14 protein-coding genes are annotated in these 17,135 nt (G+C 48.1%); 2 read left to right on the top strand and 12 right to left on the bottom strand.

Annotation, left to right across the window (positions count from 1 at the left end; all coding sequences use genetic code 11):
* Nucleotides 1–96 precede the first annotated feature (96 nt).
* Both E5355_RS10650 and E5355_RS10645 read right to left on the bottom strand, forming a co-directional pair.
* Entirely contained in the window at nucleotides 97–1,278 is a 1,182-nt protein-coding gene (locus E5355_RS10650; RefSeq protein ID WP_136010354.1) for a FecR family protein, read from the bottom strand.
* A gap of 62 nt (nucleotides 1,279–1,340) precedes the next feature.
* Nucleotides 1,341–1,844, bottom strand: a complete 504-nt coding sequence (locus E5355_RS10645) for an RNA polymerase sigma factor (protein ID WP_246866927.1) — start codon at nucleotides 1,842–1,844, stop codon at nucleotides 1,341–1,343.
* Between the two features lie 558 nt (nucleotides 1,845–2,402).
* Here E5355_RS10645 and E5355_RS10640 point away from each other — a divergent pair.
* Both E5355_RS10640 and E5355_RS10635 read left to right on the top strand, forming a co-directional pair.
* Nucleotides 2,403–2,765: a BlaI/MecI/CopY family transcriptional regulator gene (locus E5355_RS10640; RefSeq protein WP_136010352.1), complete on the top strand. Its 363-nt coding sequence runs from the start codon at nucleotides 2,403–2,405 to the stop codon at nucleotides 2,763–2,765.
* 2 nt (nucleotides 2,766–2,767) lie between these two features.
* Nucleotides 2,768–4,588, top strand: coding sequence for a M56 family metallopeptidase (locus E5355_RS10635; RefSeq protein ID WP_005829752.1), 1,821 nt, complete (start codon nucleotides 2,768–2,770; stop codon nucleotides 4,586–4,588).
* A 92-nt stretch (nucleotides 4,589–4,680) separates the two neighbouring features.
* Here E5355_RS10635 and E5355_RS10630 read toward each other — a convergent pair whose 3' ends face one another.
* The 10 genes from E5355_RS10630 to E5355_RS10585 all read right to left on the bottom strand — a co-directional run bounded on the left by E5355_RS10630 (nucleotide 4,681) and on the right by E5355_RS10585 (nucleotide 17,086).
* Nucleotides 4,681–5,781, bottom strand: a complete 1,101-nt coding sequence (locus E5355_RS10630) for an Mrp/NBP35 family ATP-binding protein (protein ID WP_136010351.1) — start codon at nucleotides 5,779–5,781, stop codon at nucleotides 4,681–4,683.
* 37 nt (nucleotides 5,782–5,818) lie between these two features.
* Nucleotides 5,819–6,577, bottom strand: coding sequence for a tRNA (guanosine(46)-N7)-methyltransferase TrmB (gene trmB / locus E5355_RS10625; RefSeq protein ID WP_136010350.1), 759 nt, complete (start codon nucleotides 6,575–6,577; stop codon nucleotides 5,819–5,821).
* A 76-nt stretch (nucleotides 6,578–6,653) separates the two neighbouring features.
* Nucleotides 6,654–7,673, bottom strand: coding sequence for a branched-chain amino acid aminotransferase (locus tag E5355_RS10620; protein ID WP_136010349.1), 1,020 nt, complete (start codon nucleotides 7,671–7,673; stop codon nucleotides 6,654–6,656).
* Nucleotides 7,674–7,726: 53 nt separating this feature from the next.
* A complete protein-coding gene (gene xseB / locus E5355_RS10615; protein WP_136010348.1) occupies nucleotides 7,727–7,942 on the bottom strand; it encodes an exodeoxyribonuclease VII small subunit in 216 nt (71 codons plus the stop codon).
* A gap of 251 nt (nucleotides 7,943–8,193) precedes the next feature.
* Nucleotides 8,194–9,429: an exodeoxyribonuclease VII large subunit gene (gene xseA / locus E5355_RS10610; protein WP_136010356.1), complete on the bottom strand. Its 1,236-nt coding sequence runs from the start codon at nucleotides 9,427–9,429 to the stop codon at nucleotides 8,194–8,196.
* A gap of 24 nt (nucleotides 9,430–9,453) precedes the next feature.
* On the bottom strand, nucleotides 9,454–10,815 hold the full coding sequence (locus E5355_RS10605; protein WP_136010347.1) for a S8 family peptidase: 1,362 nt from the start codon (nucleotides 10,813–10,815) through the stop codon (nucleotides 9,454–9,456).
* On the bottom strand, nucleotides 10,812–11,906 hold the full coding sequence (mnmA, locus tag E5355_RS10600) for a tRNA 2-thiouridine(34) synthase MnmA (protein ID WP_136010346.1): 1,095 nt from the start codon (nucleotides 11,904–11,906) through the stop codon (nucleotides 10,812–10,814). Before mnmA ends, E5355_RS10605 begins: the two co-directional genes overlap by 4 nt.
* Nucleotides 11,907–12,447: 541 nt before the next feature.
* Nucleotides 12,448–13,536, bottom strand: coding sequence for an acyltransferase (locus E5355_RS10595; RefSeq protein ID WP_136010345.1), 1,089 nt, complete (start codon nucleotides 13,534–13,536; stop codon nucleotides 12,448–12,450).
* A 161-nt stretch (nucleotides 13,537–13,697) separates the two neighbouring features.
* Entirely contained in the window at nucleotides 13,698–14,702 is a 1,005-nt protein-coding gene (locus E5355_RS10590; protein WP_136010344.1) for a glycoside hydrolase family 43 protein, read from the bottom strand.
* Nucleotides 14,703–14,827: 125 nt separating this feature from the next.
* Nucleotides 14,828–17,086, bottom strand: coding sequence for a GH92 family glycosyl hydrolase (locus tag E5355_RS10585; protein WP_246866929.1), 2,259 nt, complete (start codon nucleotides 17,084–17,086; stop codon nucleotides 14,828–14,830).
* Between the last annotated feature and the right edge of the window lie 49 nt (nucleotides 17,087–17,135).

The raw sequence follows: 17,135 nt of genomic DNA, 5'->3' as shown, positions 1-17,135 counted from the left end.
AACTATATTTCAATAATTTCAAAGAACTTTTTCAGATTTTAATGGGACAGTAGTGTCCAAACAATTCAATTAATAAGGTTAACACTACATTTTCATTTATTCTACATAAACAGCATTCTTTCGGGCAGACGGCTCCATAGGCAATGTCTGTCTAATTGCCTCCAGCACTTCGTCCAGTTCTTCATTCAGAAACAGTTTTCCATAAAAAGGCTTGTCGGCCACCGCAGACGTGCAGCAGACAGACTGCCCGTAATACTCCGTCAGATATCGGACTACTTCTTTCAGCGGCTTTCCGTCCAGCATCCACACCCCGTCTATCCAATGGATATAATCCCGCGCATTCACAGTTTCTATCTTCGAGATGCCCAACTCGTCCAGTTCCACACGTTCGTCAGGTTTCATCCTTATATGTCTTTCCTGACGGTCTTTTACATCCACCGCCCCATCTACCAGCACCACATCAGCCCAAGCACCGCCCTTGGGCGCAGAGACATTGAAAGATGTCCCCAACACCTCGACCTCGAACGCAGAAGTATTCACTACAAAAGGCCTTGCCTCATCACGCGCCACCTTCAGATAAACTTCGCCTTCTACGAATATCTCACGCTTCCCTTCTCCGAATGTGCGAGGATAAATCACCTTACTGCCGGAATTCACCCAAATCTTGCTGTTGTCGGCAAGCACAATCATAGAGCGACGTCCTTTCGGCACAATCATCTGGTTGTAGGCATCTTTGGCATCTCCGTCACTTGCGGTTCCTTCCGAAGCGACTGCTTCCTCCAGCTTGGAAGCGTTGACATTCACTTGCCCGGTCGGGGTGTAGGCCACTTGGGCATTGTTCACAATCTCTATCTTCTTTTTATCAGAGACAACCAATGTCACCTCTTTCACCTCCTCTTTGTCTGCATTGGCCAGCATGAACTGTTCCATCCTGGTCTTTTGGTCTTCCACCCTGTCTGCCCGGTCGAGAAAACGGACAAAACCGAACAGCAATGCCACAGATGCAGCCGCCAGACCGCAAATCAGCATCAGAGCCGACTTCTTTTTGGCAGAAGCCGTTGCCTTCGCCTCTTCTTCCGCCTTTATTTTCCGAAGGGTCTTCTCCCAGATTTCTCCGGAATCCGTCTGGGGAGGATCGCATTGGTTCCACAAGAAACTCAATTTCTGCAATTCCTCGTCCGCTTGGGAAAGATTCTCGCTGGAAAAGACGGATTGCCCCTCCAAGAGGGAGGCCCACAATTCGTATTTGTCTCTTTTTTCTTTTCTGTTATCTTCCATATCTTATAAGATGACGCAATTCATTTCAAAATCTCCTATATGAAAAGCGTTTTTTTTTGAAATTATTTTTCCATGGCCTCGGATATTCTTTCCAAAGCACTGGCAATGTGCATATTAATTGTTTTGACAGATATTCCCAAAAGCCCGGCAATATCTTTATAAAGCAGTTTTTCTATCTTGGCCAGCACGAAGACCTGCCGGCATCTTGGAGGAAGGGTATGGATGGCATGGTTTATCCGGCTCATTTCTTCTTGACTGATGAGCCGTTCGTCGGGGGTCTGCAAGTCTGCAGGAATGGCATTTTCGCCCATTTCCTCCCATGTGACGGAGGAGACGGCATGGTTTTTCTTGCGCAGATAAGATACAGCCTGGTTATGGGTAATAGTCAACAACCAGGCTTTTACGTGCTCTATTTCTCTTATCTTATTCCTGTTCTGCCAGACTGTAACAAAAACATCACTCACTATCTCTTCGGCTTCTTCTTTGGAACGAACGATATATTGTGCATAATAAAGCAAATCACTGGTATATAATTCGACAAAGCCTTTGAAAGCATATTCATCCATATCAGTCATTTTATTCCAAAGAAGCATATATCGTTTTATGGTAAATTATCGTTGCTATACAGATTTTTAGGCAAAAATAGAGAAATATATTATTATAAAGAAACTTATCATAGAAAAAACGCTTCCGGTCCCGCGGCTCCCTGCGCGCTTCTGCCCACAAGTCCTGCCTGCTCTAAAAAAAAGGGTTCACGAAAACCGATTAAATGATGTCAACTATTTTATCATAATTTCTTCCCGAAAACCACTGTTTTACTCTCGCTTTGCCCTCGTTTCTAGGGATTGGTGTTAAAACGAGGTCTGATTTTTAACGAACCATCCCGATTATGGTTATCAGATGCTAATCGGCCGTTTCCGACCTATGTTATACTTGTATTGTTCGCGCGGTGCGCACAATCTGCACACTTCTTGCGGACACGGATTTTCCAATAAAACCGAAAATCGGCGAAAGAAGCCATTCCAGTCAAGGTATGAAATCTTTCATATCATTTAACACATTATCATTTGCACGTTTACGAAATATTCGTAGATTTGCATTGAATTCATTTAAATACTTTATCCATGGAAAAGTTAACGATACAAGAAGAAGAAGCAATGTTGTACATTTGGGAACTGGGCAGTTGCTTCGTAAAAGACATTGTTGCCAAATATCCCAAACCGGCGCCTCCCTACACCACCGTAGCATCTATTGTGAAAAATCTGGAGCGCAAGCAGTATATCCGTGCCGCACGCGTAGGCAACACCTACCAATACACTCCGCTCATACGCGAAAGCGAATACAAACGTAGCTTTATGAGCGGTTTTGTGCGCAACTACTTTGAGAATTCCTATAAGGAAATGGTTTCGTTCTTCGCCAAAGAGCAGAAGATTTCGGCCAATGACCTGAAAGACATTATAGACATGATAGAGAAAGGAAAGGAGTAAACATGTTAGCCTATTTTCTGAAAGTGAATGTAGCGATAGTACTGTTTTATGCATTCTATCGGCTGTTCTTCTACAAAGACACGTTTTTCGGCTGGCGCAGAACCGCACTGCTCTGCTTCTTTGCCGTTTCTGCCGCCGTACCTCTGCTGAACATACAAACGTGGATTACGGAGCAGGAACCGATGGTGGCCATGGCAGACCTCTATGCCAGCGTTGTGCTACCGGAACTCACAATAGGCACCGAAGCGGCTCCTACCGACTGGAAAAGCATCCTTTCAGAATATGCCAATATCGCCTATTGGGGAATAGTGGCATTGCTGATGATACGCCTCATCATGCAACTGGCGGGCATCATCCACCTGGCATGCCGATGCCGCAAGGTACAAATAGGCAACACAAATATACATCTGCTTCCCAAAGCAGACGGGCCTTTCTCCTTTTTCCACTGGATTTTTATCCATCCGTCCTCGCATACGGAAGAGGAATTCAACGAAATATTGACCCATGAGCAGACACACGCCCGGCAATGGCACTCCATTGATGTCATCATCAGTGAACTGGTGTGCATTTTTTGCTGGTGCAATCCCTTTGCCTGGCTCATGAAACGGGAAATCCGCACCAATCTGGAATATATGGCCGATGCCCGCGTATTGGAGAACGGCTATGACTCCAAAACCTACCAGTACCATCTGCTAGGATTGTCACATCAAAAGGCTGCAGCAACTATCTATAACAGTTTCAATGTTTTACCTTTAAAAAAACGCATCAAAATGATGAACAAAAAGAGAACAAAAGAAATAGGAAGGACCAAATATCTGATGTTCCTTCCTTTAGCGGCCTTACTTATGATTGTCAGCAATATCGAAGCAGTGGCACGTACCACAAAGAAGATTGCAGCGGAAGTCATAGAGGCTGTAGACGCCAAAACCGGACAAGCGGTACCGGAAGTTCAAGCCCCTCAAGTAGCTCCCCTACCGGAACAAGATACGAAAACAGTGACTTACAAAGGAAAGGTAGTGGATAAGGATACTCTCGACAATCCGATTTTTGAGGTAGTGGAACACATGCCCGAATTCCCCGACGGAGGCATGTCTGCACTAATGGAATACTTGAGCAAGAACATCAAATATCCGGAAGCAGCCATGAAGAAAGGTACGCAAGGACGGGCTACCGTGCAATTTGTAGTGGAGAAGGATGGCAGTATTACCAATGTAAAAATACTGCGCGGCATTGACCCGGAATTGAATAAAGAAGCCGTACGCGTAATCAGTGCCATGCCCAAATGGAAACCCGGCACACAAAAAGGAGAAGCCGTGCGGGTAAAATATACAGTTCCCGTGATGTTCCGTCTGACGGAAAACAATACACAGGTTAAGTATGCTCCCATTGAAAGCAAAATAGATGAAATGGTGGTAGTGGGTTATGCTCCCGAAGAGGCAACCTACCCGGAGGAAGTAACCGTTTTCGAAGTCGTAGAAAAAATGCCGGAATATCCCGGCGGCATGTCCGCAATGATGGAATTCATCGGCAAAAATATCAAATATCCGGTAGCCGCACAAAAAGCTAAGATTCAGGGAAGAGTGGTCATACAGTTTATAGTGGATAAAGAAGGGAACATCATCTGCCCCAGAGTAATCCGTGGTGCCGACCCACTGCTAGACGCTGAAGCAATCCGTCTGACTACTATCATGCCCAAGTGGAAGCCCGGCATGCAAAGAGGACAAGCTGTAAACGTAAAATATACAGTCCCCATCATGTTCCGTCTGCAAGAACCGGAGAAAAGCCCTGCTGTCCAGAATGCCACTGTTACTCCAACTAAATAAACTAATTTTCTCTCTAAACAAGTCTAAATGAAAAAGGAGCAGTTACCCGTCGCCGGGTAACTGCTCCTTTTTCATAAGGAAAATATCCATGTTTATTTATGCACTTCCACAATCCGTGTCGGCGCCATTTCCATATTTCTGCGGTCTACCTGGCGTACTACGGCAGCAGCCAGTTGCAGGAACGCGCGCCCGGTTACCGTATTCTCGTCCAAAGCAACCGGAGTACCTTTATCACCACTCTCACAGATGCTCTGTACAATAGGTATCTGCCCCAGCAAGGGTACGTTCATTTCCTCAGCCAGTCTCTTTGCGCCTTCTTTTCCAAAGATGTAATACTTGTTTTCAGGCAATTCGGCAGGCGTGAACCAAGCCATGTTCTCCACCAAACCGAGAATGGGCACATTCACCTTATCATTGGTAAACATATTGATGCCTTTGCGGGCATCTGCCAGCGCCACAGCCTGCGGCGTGCTGACGACGATAGCTCCTGTCAGTGCCAAAGTCTGCACCACAGTCAAATGGATGTCGCTCGTTCCAGGAGGAAGGTCGATAAGGAAATAATCCAGTTCTCCCCAATCGGCATCACCAATCAGCTGCTTCAAGGCATTGCTTGCCATACCTCCCCGCCACAAAGTGGCCTGGTCGGGGTCTACAAAGAAACCGATGGAAAGCAACTTGATGCCATACTTCTCTATCGGAACAATCAAGTCACGTCCACCAATGTTCTCTGCCACCGGACGGGCATCTTCCACTTGGAACATCTTAGGAACGGAAGGGCCAAAGATATCAGCATCCAGCAGACCTACCTTATAACCCAACTTTGCCAAAGACACGGCAAGGTTGGCAGCAACCGTGGACTTGCCTACACCACCTTTCCCGGAAGACACTCCGATAACATTCTTCACCTGGGGTAATAGCTTACCCACTTCCGGACGTGCCGCCTGACGGCTTTCAGTCGTAATCACAACCTCCACCTCGGGAGAGACATACGTATGTATAGCTGTCTCGGCAGCCTTCACCATTGACTTCATGAAAGGATCGGTCGGTTTCTCGAATATCAACGAGAAGCTGACCTTCATCCCGTCAATCCGCATGTTATCGGCCACCATCTCAGCCTCAACGAGATTCTTTCCGGTACCGGGATAACGCACTGTCGCCAATGCGTCAAGGATCAATTTTGGATATAATGTCATTGTTCTAATTAAAAATTAAGAATTTAAAGTCAAAGGCTCACTTACTGGTTTGTAGTCCACTACGCTTACTACGGTTATAACTGCGATACTCATCCAGCTCTATCTCCACATCCGGCTCCTGCAACTCTCCCGCTTGCGGAAGATGGAACTTAGCATACTTGATATTCAAGCCACGATCCAGCCATTGTTGTTCGTAATAGGTCTTGATGCTAAGTATCTCGTCAGCCATGCCGGAGTGGTACAAATCTTCCGTCATCACATCCACCGGCAGCCCGTTTCTTTCAATCATGTACCGGGTATAGGTAAACATGAAGTTGCTGTCCGTCTTCAGATGAACAATGCCGTCATTCTTCAGGAACTTGCGGTAGCGCTCCATGAAGTATGTGGAAGTAAGCCTTTTTGTAGCCTTCTTCATCTGCGGGTCCGAGAAAGTAAGCCAGATTTCACTTACCTCATCCGAGGCAAAAAAGCGGTCGATGATTTCGATATTCGTACGCAGAAAGGCCACATTCTTCATGCCTGACTGCAGCGACTCGGTAGCTCCCGTCCACATACGGGCCCCCTTTATATCCACTCCGATGAAGTTCTTGTCGGGAAACATGCGTCCCAATCCGACAGTATATTCTCCCCTACCACAGCCCAGTTCCAGAACAATGGGATGGTCGTTCTTGAAAAACTCTCTGTGCCAGTTCCCTTTCATGTCAAACGGCACATCATCTACCGCGGAGTACGGATACTCGAAAACATGCGGATAACTCGCCATATCGGCAAACTTCTCTAACTTGTTTTTTCCCATAATTACTTGGTCCTATATATATTATGCTATGTCCCGAAAACAGAAGTGCATACAGATGACACAAGAGAATCTCTAATTATTCAACGATAGTCACCCAGCCGTGAGTATCGGGTTCGTCGCCATACTGGATAGCACGCAGCTTATTGTAGAGTTTCGTACATACCGGGCCCGGCTTTCCATCCTTGGAAATAACGTACGACTTACCGTTCTCCACATCGTCAATGCGTTCGATGGGGCTGATAACGGCAGCCGTACCGCAAGCCCCCGCTTCCTCGAAAGTCAGCAACTCTTCTTCGGGAACCGGACGGCGCTCTACCTTCATACCCATATCCTCTGCCAGCTGCATCAGGCTCTTGTTGGTGATGGAGGGCAAGATGGAGGTGGATTTCGGAGTAATATACGTATTGTCCTTGATACCGAAAAAGTTGGCAGCACCACATTCGTCCATGTATTTCTTTTCTTTGGCATCCAGATAGAACTCGCAGGCATAACCCAAATCGTGCGCTTTTTTGTTGGCACGCAAGCTGGCTGCGTAATTACCACCTACCTTATAAATACCGGTACCCAATGGTGCAGCACGGTCGAATTCACGGATAATGACATATGGATTGGTTGAGAATCCGCCCTTGAAATAAGGACCTACCGGAGTCACGAACACCACAAACAGATATTCATTGGCAGGATGTACGCCTACTTGTGCACCGGTACCCACCAGCAACGGACGAATATATAGAGAAGCCCCCGATTCATAAGGCGGGATGAAACGTTCGTTCAGCTTCACCACCTTCAGAATAGCTTCTTTGAAACGCTCTGTAGAAAGTTCCGGCATCAAGATGCCGCGGCAAGTGGATTGCAGGCGGGCCGCATTCTCTTCCAAACGGAAGATACGCACTTTACCATCTTTGCCACGAAAGGCCTTCAAACCCTCGAACGCTTCCTGACCGTAGTGCAAACAAGTGGCAGCCATGTGCATAGGAATGGTTTCTTCGCTGCAAACTTCCAGTTCGCCCCATTGTTCGTTACGATAATAAATTCTCACATTGTAATCTGTCTTCATATATCCGAACGGCAGATTAGCCCAATCAAGTTCTTTCATATCTCAAAGTATTAGTTACTTCTATTACGTACATTTTGCAACAAAAATAGCTTTTATTCTTCAAATTCTCGCTTCTCCGACAGTAATTTTTCAATTTCCTTGTCAGCTTTGGTCAATTTATCGCTGCAAAATGCTATAATTCCGTTTGCCTCCTTTATCTTTTCGGCAAGCATGTCTATCTCCAGTTCGTTGTTGTCTATCTGGCTGACAATTTTCTCCAAACGCGCCATGGCTTCGGAGTAGGTTTCTTTTTTCTTTGTTGCTGGCATAATTGAAATTTAATTAATCGTTGTACTTCTCACGCCGTTTGTCAGAATTCCCGTCTTTGGGCGATACTTTCTCTCCACTTCCCTAGGACGTCAGTTTCAGAATATGATATTGCTCAGTGTAATGTTTATCTTTATCATACAGCATAATCATTTTTTTCAAAACTTTTAAATACTACGAAGAGAAGCTCCCTCAGATAACGGGCTTCCGGCATAAACTTCATAAGTCTTGTCTGCATTAAACGCGTAGCCGGTCACAAAAAATGTACAGTTGAGGTCACTTTACCATTTTGCAGGCAGGTTGTTATCTCGTCATTCGCTTGCAGTTCATCCGCATTCTTCACCACTTTCCCATCTTTCAACGTAATGCTGTAACCTCGAGCCAGCAGCTTTTCCGGCGAAGCATCTGCCAAGCGTTGCTGCAATAATTCCAGACGATGGCGCTGACGGGACAAAGAGGAGGTGACGGCTTGCACTACATCTTTCCGCACAGTCAGCAAAGCCATTTTCGCATCGGATATGTGACGGTATGCAGCAGAAGGAATGCGGTTCTTGTAATTAAAGAGCTTACGCTGTTCCTGTAGTAACATATTCCTGACACCCTCATGCAAGCGGGAAGCAAGCATTTCCAGTTCATCGGCGGCATTGTTCATGAGGTCTATCAAGAACTCCGCGGCAGCCGTAGGGGTCTTTACACGGGTATGCGCCACAGAATCGAGCACCGTGTCGTCCCGTTCGTGGCCGATACCCGTCAGGATGGGCAACGGAAACTGTGCACAAGCGGCAGCAAGCAGATAGGTATCGAAACCGGACAAGTCGGACGTAGCGCCTCCACCACGGATAATGACCACTACATCGAACTCGGACAAGCGGGCATTCACACGGTCGAGGGCAGACAGAACGGACTCCTCCACACGGTCACCCTGCATCAGGGCAGGAAACAGTTCCGTATAAAAGAAGAAGCCCCGGGAATTGTTTTTCAGCTGATGACAGAAATCACCATAACCGGCTGCTGTGGGCGAAGAAATGACGGCAATGCGTTGCGGCAGGCAAGGTATATCGAGTTCTTTGTTCAGGGTAAGCACTCCCTCTTCCTCAAGCTGCTTCAATATTTCCCGGCGGCGGCGCGCCATATCGCCTAAGGTATAGGCAGGGTCTATATCCTGCACAGTAAGGCTGTAGCCATAAAGCTCATGGAAGTTGACAGTGACCTGCACCAGCACTTTGATGCCCGAACCAAACACCTGCCCTGTGGCTTCCTCAAAATAGGGTTGCAACAGCCGGAACACATTTGCCCAGATTGTGCCTCTGGCTTTAGCTATCAGACTGTTGGTACGGGAATCCTTCTGCACAAATTCCAGATAGCAATGTCCGGTACTGTTGGTACGTACATCGCTCAACTCTGCCTGCACCCAGAACTCATCAGGCAGGCATTGCTCTATGCAGCGCCGCACCAATGCATTCAAGTCATATAAAGAAAGGGCTTCCATGATTTCCGGTTTATTCACTAAAACTCACTGCTTATGGCTTTTATACGCTTTCCACATGTCAGGCACACCATAACCGTAGATATTATCAGGATAGTCCGTACGGTCACCGGAACGTCGTACCAGTTCTATCACTTCCTTCGCCGTGAGTTCGGGACAAGCCTGCCATAAACAGGTCACCATGCCACACATGATGGGAGAAGAGAACGACGTGCCGTTTGCCTTTCCCTGATTGCCGTCCGTACGTATGACATCAGCCCCCAGACCGACAGCCATAATATCCGGTTTTATCCGATGGTCTGCCGTATTCCCGATAGACGAGAAAGGAGCCAACACACCTTCCTTGTCAATAGCACCCACGGTCAGCACATTGTCGGCATCACCCGGAGGCGTGATTTTCTTCCACGAACCCATGCCGGAATTACCGGCACTGCATACCAGCACCATTCCTTTGTCTGCCACACGCGAAGCCTGACGGGACATCAGTGCATGCCGTCCGTTCAAATCACGGAACTTATAATCTTTTGATTTGTCGTCAAAAGTATAATAGCCCAATGAGGTATTGAGAACATCCGCCCCCACACTGTCGGCAAACTCTACCGCTGCGGCCCAATAATCCTGCTCCACCAGATGCTCGGAATACTCATCTTCGCTGCGCAGCAACCAAAAGGAGGCTTCGGGTGCCGTACCGGTCATGATGCCGGGCCTGTTCATGCCGATACAAGACAGCACCATCATGCCGTGGCTGCTCTCGGCGAAAATATCCGCCTGCGGATTTACAAAGTCTTTGGTTCCCAAGACACGGATGTTCTGCATGGCGGTTATCTTGTCGGCATTGTGGAAACCAGCGTCGATAACGGCAATCGTCATGCCTTGTCCCTTGAAACCTTCACGATGTAATTTATCACCGTTGCTCAACTGTATCTGATTAATGGCCGGCCCATACACACTGTCCGGATACATAGTCGGCCGGTTTATCAAAGAATCACGATGAGTCGACATCATCGGCCCGTCACCTTCGGGAGCCATCCAGACCTTTTCCGCAGTACGCACAAAAGGAAGCGCGGCAATGCGGTCTATCAAAGAGGAGTCGTTGCATGAAACCGTAACAAAGTTCTCCCATTTACCGGTAACCACTATATTTACACCCTGACGCCGGATTTCGTCTATATACTTACGGCACACCGGCAAATCCGTAGAATCTATCGGAAGATGCTGCTTGCGACGACGCTCGATGGCCTTTTCAGAAAGGAATGCTTCCGGATGCTCCAGCGAAAATGCAGTGGCAGCCTTGTCCGTCAGACTGATGCGATACTTCAATGTGTCTTGTTGGGCCGATGCACTTACAACAGCCAAAGTAAAAAGTAGAAGGAAAAAGGTTTTTCTCATATATCAGTGTTTTTATTATTTTCTGCAATATACATTCCGATGCCCCGTTGGGAAGCTATGAATGAGCCGCCGACTACACGCCGGCCGACATAAAACACGGCAGACTGTCCCGGAGCAATGGCAGAAGCTTCGGACAAGAAGTGCACCAGCAGACGCCCGTCCTCCAGACGCTTCACGGTGCAAGGAATAGGTTTGCTGCGATATCGGATGCGCACGGTGAGTTCTTCTGAGCTAAAGAATTCGTCTTCATCCGTCAGGTTCTCTTGTTCGGCCAGCATATATCCGGTCTTCAATTGTTCCGCGTCGCCCAGCATCACGGTATTCTTCTGCGGATTGATTTTCAGCACATAAGCGGGTTTGCCCAAAGCTATCTCCAAGCCTTTCCTCTGTCCGATAGTGTAGTAAGGGAATCCTTTGTGCTCGCCCAGTTTGACACCTTCCGAATTGACAAACCAGCCCGGTCCCACCTCAGTGTCTATCTCCGGAGAGTGCTCGCGCAAGAAGTCGCGGTAATCTCCTTTGATGAAGCAGACTTCCATGCTTTCCCCTTCTTCGGCCTTGAGCGTATATCCTTTATCACGAAGATACTCGCGAACCTGCAATTTGGTGAACGCTCCCAACGGGAAGACACACCGTTTCAACACCTCCTGCCCCAGTCGCCACAGGAAATAGGACTGGTCTTTCTTGTCATCATCCCCGGCAACAATGTAAACCTTCCCGTTCCGTTCCTCCAGACGGGTGTAGTGTCCGGTAGCAATGAATGTACATCCCAGCTTGTCGGCCCATTCCACCAGGATACGGAACTTGAATAACGGATTGCACATCACACAAGGATTGGGAGTACGCCCCCGACGATACTCATCGATAAAGTTCTGAACGATAATCTGCCGGAAAGCCTCACGCTCATCCGCCACATGGTGTTCAATTCCCATACTGTCGGCAAGGTTGCGGGCTTCTACCGGTTCGTCTCCCCACACCCACATAGTGAGACCGACTATTTCATAGCCCTGTTCCCTCAATATCAGGCAAGTGGCGGTACTGTCTATACCTCCGCTCATTCCCACTAATACTCGTTTTTCGGATTTGTTCATATTCTGCCATTCATTCATACAGTTTGCAAAAGTACACGTTTTCAAGCAGAATACACAGTTTTTCAGCTAAAGAGAGAGTATTTTCATCCTCCATCACCTTCACCTTCTTCCTCAATCCTCCTATTCATCGGCTTTTGCGGTGAAACCTCCTTTCTTCGCACTATCACACTCCATAGACGCTCCTGCCTTCTTTTGACTGCGCTTCGGTCTTTAATCGCAGATTTCTTCCTTTTAGCATAACCATGTATGAATCAACAGATAAGCACTGCAAAAACAATGCATCCATTTTGCAGTGGCGCTGCAACCGTTATGCAGTGGCGCTGCAACTGCTATGCAGTGGCACTGCAACCGCTATGCAGTGGCACTGCAGCCGTTATGCAGTAGCACTGCAGCCGCTAGCTGTGGAATTGGAGGCAGGCAATTGACAGTTCTTGAGCCTTCACCTCCAACCTTTTTCCGTACGGGAGCCAGCCGACAAACCGAAAGAAAGAAATAAAAGAATGAGTAATCTATTCACACATAATCCTGGCAATCAAGATCCTTACCCGATAATCCACTTACTGCCCGGTATCAACGAAATGAGCTTGGTTGCCACGAAACAACTGATAAACGTACATATCGCTATAACCGGAATGGCAGCTACAGTGGGCAAGCCCAATGCAGACTTAAACACCGACACCCACAAGCCGAGCCAGAAAATGTGCATAAGGAACATGCCGTAGCTGAGTTTCGACATTTCGGCAATGATGCGCGGAGGCTGCGGAATGCCGATACAGCTGAACAACAGAAACGTACCTGCCGTCAACGCCACGCAATTAAGTGTACAGAAAGCCCATCCCACCTCAATGACCGGCGTAGAATGAACCACTCCCGGAACAGCCTGGACATAGAACGACCACATGGTGGCCACCGCGCCCGCCAGCATGAGCAGGAAACCGACCCTCAGACGCAAGGAACGCCCCCAGGCAAGATGCACGCGGATATAATGTGCCAGCACAAGGTAGCCCAAATAACCCGAAAAATACCATAACATGTGATATTCGTTCCAGAAGCACTGTCCCCACACCTCGCCAAACCAACGGTTGAGGAAAGGTATACAAGTAGAAACCAGGAACAGTCCGATGAAGAAACGTTCTTCCTTGGCCGAGACCTTCTCCAGCCACGGTGAGATGACCGGAATGAACAGATAAAGGCTTATCAACGGATACATGAACCAGAAGTGCCCGGCAAGCGCAGGAAAGTTCAGCCAGATACGTGAAAGGTCGTTCAGGGATTGTTCTCCGTCTATCTGCCCCCACAACATGGGCAACGTGCTGTACAGCACCATAAAAAAGATGAACGGCGGCATGATACGCAGGAAACGTTTACGATAAAACTGCCAACAACTCTGTCCTTTCTTCATCGGTGCAAGCAGATAGGCCGAAACAATCATGAACAGAGGCACGGACATACGGGAGAAGCCATCGTAAACTGATACCCACAATCTATCCGCCTCATTCTGAAGGAAGGACTGCGGTCCTGCCATGTCCGTAGAGCCGGCAGCTCCATAAAAATTCTCGCTGGCATGAACCAGCATTACCAAAAAACACGCAAACACGCGCACATAATCCAAAAAAGCAATACGTTTCATTTTATTTCAAGTTTTCTATTTATTCGAACCACATATAAGTTCTTCATGTCATATCTTAATCGATGCTATCCAATAAATCCACCTTCCCTCCATTAACCAACTTCAATATCAACTCACCCCCAAAAATATTTCTTCATATTAATTTGAATTGAAAATTGCTATTAGTCAAGTGGAGTTTTGGTAGCTTTCACTCCCTCGAAAGTCATACGTACCGGTTTTATCTTTCCATTTTTGTCAAAGTACATCCGGTCAATGCAGGTGGCACGGCTGTTTGCAGCCGTCTCTCCCAACGGGCGACGGTGGTAAATGATGTACCATTCATCCTTGCCTTTTCCACGCACCACAGAATGATGTCCGGCACCGGTGGCTACATCGGCATCTTGCTGAAGAATTGTCCCTTCGCGATGGAACGGTCCGAAAGGAGAGTCGGCAATGGCATAGGCCACACGGTAGTCGGGACTTCCCCAACCGCCTTCCGACCACATGAAGTAATACTTTCCGTTACGTTTCAACATGAAAGGGCCTTCCACATAGTCTTGAGGAGTCACTTCTTTATAGACTGTACCATCATCAAAAGGAACGACGCCAAGTAAATCGGGAGACAATTTCACGATGTTGCAATGCCCCCATCCTCCATAATACATATAGCAAGTGCCGTCGTCATCGCGGAACACAAACTGGTCGATGGGCTGTGCGCCATTCACAATCTTATCAATCAAGGGTTTGCCCAGCACATCTTTGAAAGGGCCTGCCGGATTGTCTGCCACAGCCACCCCGATACCGCCAATCTCAGAGTTGTTCTGTATGTCGTTTCCTCCGAAGAAAAGATAATAGCGGTCATTGGCCTCGATGACAGCCGGCGCCCACAAAGCACGGCGCAGCCATGGGATATTTTCCTTTGAAAGCACACGTGGATGCTTGGTCCAATGCACCAAGTCGGGCGAAGAATAAGCATCCATAAAAGTCTGTTCATCATAAGGAGCGGAATATGTAGGATAAATCCAGAATTTCCCGTCCAGCACTACCCCCTCAGGGTCGGCATACCAACCGGGGAAAACCGGATTGCCGCTACGTTTCTTTTGAACTTCCTTGCCAGATTGCGCGTAAAGAGAAGAAAAGGCACAAAACAATGCCAAACAGTAAATAGTAAGTTTCTTAAGTTTCATGGTAAATAGGGTTTTCAAACAATGATTTATCGCAAGAGAGAGAGGTGTCAGAATGTTTTCAGCTATTACTCCGTCAGACATTCGGCACACCCTCATCATTAATTGCTATGGTTTTGGCTTTGAAATCACTTCTTCTGTTTAAGTGTTTTCGAGAAGGAGTAAGGAGCATCCTCCTCTCCTGCCCCACGCTGTTTGTTGGGCACATTGTCCATAGTGAAGCGCAGTGAGGAACCGTTCATCAGTTGCTCATGTGTCAGATAGTTGCGTGTATAGTCAACACCGTCCACTGTGAGTTTCTGCACGTAGCGGTTGGCACGACTATTCTCAGGAGCTTCAATCGCCACAGTCTTACCATTTTCCAAGTGCAGACGCACAGAACGGAAAAGAGGAGCACCCAGCACATACTGGTCTGTACCCGGACAGACGGGATAGAATCCCAAAGCAGAAAACACGTACCAAGCAGATGTCTGACCGTTATCCTCATCACCGCAATAGCCGTCGGGATTGGCATTGTACATGCGCTCCATAACCTCACGCAGCCAGTACTGCGCCTTCCACGGCTGGGAGGAATAGTTATAGAGGTAAATCATGTGCTGTATGGGCTGGTTGCCGTGAGCGTAATTGCCCATGTTCATAATCTGCATCTCCCGGATTTCGTGGATGACACTGCCATAATAGCTTTCGTCGAACACAGGCGGCAACACAAACACGGAATCCATCATTTGGTTGAAGGAATCCTTGCCTCCCATCAGATCAATGAGTCCTTGCGGATCGTGGAAAACCGACCACGAATAGTGCCAGCTGTTTCCTTCGGTGAAGGCATCACCCCACTTCAAAGGGTTGAACGGCGATTGGAACGTACCGTCTTCATTCTTGCCGCGCATCAGCTTGCAGGCAGGGTCGAAAAGATTCCGGTAGTTCAGCGCGCGTTTCGCAAAAGGGGCCAGTTCTTTCTTCGACTTGCCAAGCGAAAGTCCCAACTGGTAGATGCACCAATCGTCATAGGCATACTCCAGCGTACGGGCTACATTTTCGTTGATACCCACATTATAGGGCACATAACCCAGCTTGTTGTAATATTCATGTCCCAAGCGTCCGGTAGAGGGAACATTGGGATGCACATTCTCCGTACCGCTCTTCACAGCTTCCCATAATGTCTCGATGTCGTAGCCACGTAGCCCTTTCAGCCAGGCATCCGCCACCACAGAGGCGGAATTGTTGCCCACCATGCAGCCACGGTGTCCCGGACTGGCCCATTCGGGCAAGAAACCACTCTCTTTGTAAGTGTTGGCCAATCCTTCCTGCATCTTGGCATTCATGGACGGATACATCAGGTTGAGGAAGGGGAAAAGACAACGGAAAGTATCCCAGAAACCGGTGTCGGTAAACATATATCCGGGCAACACCTCGCCATTGTAAGGGCTATAATGCATTACCTGACCTTGCGCATCTATCTCATAGAAACTGCGCGGGAAAAGTACCGAACGGTAGAAACAAGAGTAAAAAGTACGCAGACGGTCAAGGTCGGCATCCTGCACTTCAATGCGGCCCAGCACACGGTTCCACTCGTCACGCCCGGCCTTCGCCACCTCCTCAAGCGTCCGGCCGCCCAGTTCCTTCAAGTTCAGCTCGGCCTGCTCGTGACTGATGAATGAAGAAGCCACACGTACATTCACCTGCTCGCCACGGCTGGTGTGGAAACCGATGATGCCACCGGCATGATTGGCGCCTGCCTCGGTGGTGCGGGAGTCAATCTTTCCATCCTTCACGGCAGCAGTATAAGTAAAAGGCTTATCGAACTGCAATACAAAGTAGTTCTTGAAGTTTTCAGGCACGCCACCACTGTTCTTGGTGGTGTAGCCTATGATTTTCTGTTCAGCCGGAATGATTTTCACAAAAGAACCATTGTCCATGGCATCGACCACCACATAGGCTTCTTCCGTTTCAGGGAAAGTAAAGCGGAAAGCAGCGGCACGCTCGGTAGGAGCAAACTCTGTTGTCACGTCATGGTCGGCAAGATATACCTTATAATAATAAGGAGTGGCAGTCTCGGCTTTGTGAGAAAACCAACTGGCACGCTCGTCCTGGTCGAAAGCCACCTTTCCGGTGACGGGCATGATGGCAAACTGCCCGTAGTCGTTAATCCACGGACTGGGCTGATGTGTCTGCTTGAAGCCGCGAATCTTGTCGGCATCGTAAGTATAGGCCCATCCGTCGCCCATGGTTCCGGTCTGCGGAGTCCAGAAATTCATACCCCAAGGCATAGCTACAGCCGGATACGTGTTTCCGGTAGAAAGAGCATGTTTGGACTGTGTTCCCACCAAAGTGCTGACATAGTCAACCGGAGTATTCTCTCCGTCATCCGGCAGTGAAGCCGCCTGCATGCCTCCTGCAAGTAGGAAAGCGGCTCCCCATGCAAAAAATCGTTTCATA

This window comes from Bacteroides muris (ex Afrizal et al. 2022), assembly GCF_004793475.1.
In the GTDB taxonomy this organism is placed as follows: Bacteria; Bacteroidota; Bacteroidia; order Bacteroidales; family Bacteroidaceae; genus Bacteroides; species Bacteroides muris.
This window is presented reverse-complemented; position numbering and strand designations above follow the sequence as displayed.

Bases quoted from the DNA above. Each gene is read 5' to 3' on its own strand.
- E5355_RS10650 (WP_136010354.1), bottom strand. From the start codon at position 1,278: ATGGAAGATAACAGAAAAGAAAAAAGAGACAAATACGAATTGTGGGCC.
- E5355_RS10645 (WP_246866927.1), bottom strand. From the start codon at position 1,844: ATGGATGAATATGCTTTCAAAGGCTTTGTCGAATTATATACCAGTGAT.
- E5355_RS10640 (WP_136010352.1), top strand. From the start codon at position 2,403: ATGGAAAAGTTAACGATACAAGAAGAAGAAGCAATGTTGTACATTTGG.
- E5355_RS10635 (WP_005829752.1), top strand. From the start codon at position 2,768: ATGTTAGCCTATTTTCTGAAAGTGAATGTAGCGATAGTACTGTTTTAT.
- E5355_RS10630 (WP_136010351.1), bottom strand. From the start codon at position 5,781: ATGACATTATATCCAAAATTGATCCTTGACGCATTGGCGACAGTGCGT.
- trmB (WP_136010350.1), bottom strand. From the start codon at position 6,577: ATGGGAAAAAACAAGTTAGAGAAGTTTGCCGATATGGCGAGTTATCCG.
- E5355_RS10620 (WP_136010349.1), bottom strand. From the start codon at position 7,673: ATGAAAGAACTTGATTGGGCTAATCTGCCGTTCGGATATATGAAGACA.
- xseB (WP_136010348.1), bottom strand. From the start codon at position 7,942: ATGCCAGCAACAAAGAAAAAAGAAACCTACTCCGAAGCCATGGCGCGT.
- xseA (WP_136010356.1), bottom strand. From the start codon at position 9,429: ATGGAAGCCCTTTCTTTATATGACTTGAATGCATTGGTGCGGCGCTGC.
- E5355_RS10605 (WP_136010347.1), bottom strand. From the start codon at position 10,815: ATGAGAAAAACCTTTTTCCTTCTACTTTTTACTTTGGCTGTTGTAAGT.
- mnmA (WP_136010346.1), bottom strand. From the start codon at position 11,906: ATGAACAAATCCGAAAAACGAGTATTAGTGGGAATGAGCGGAGGTATA.
- E5355_RS10595 (WP_136010345.1), bottom strand. From the start codon at position 13,536: ATGAAACGTATTGCTTTTTTGGATTATGTGCGCGTGTTTGCGTGTTTT.
- E5355_RS10590 (WP_136010344.1), bottom strand. From the start codon at position 14,702: ATGAAACTTAAGAAACTTACTATTTACTGTTTGGCATTGTTTTGTGCC.
- E5355_RS10585 (WP_246866929.1), bottom strand. From the start codon at position 17,086: ATGCAGGCGGCTTCACTGCCGGATGACGGAGAGAATACTCCGGTTGAC.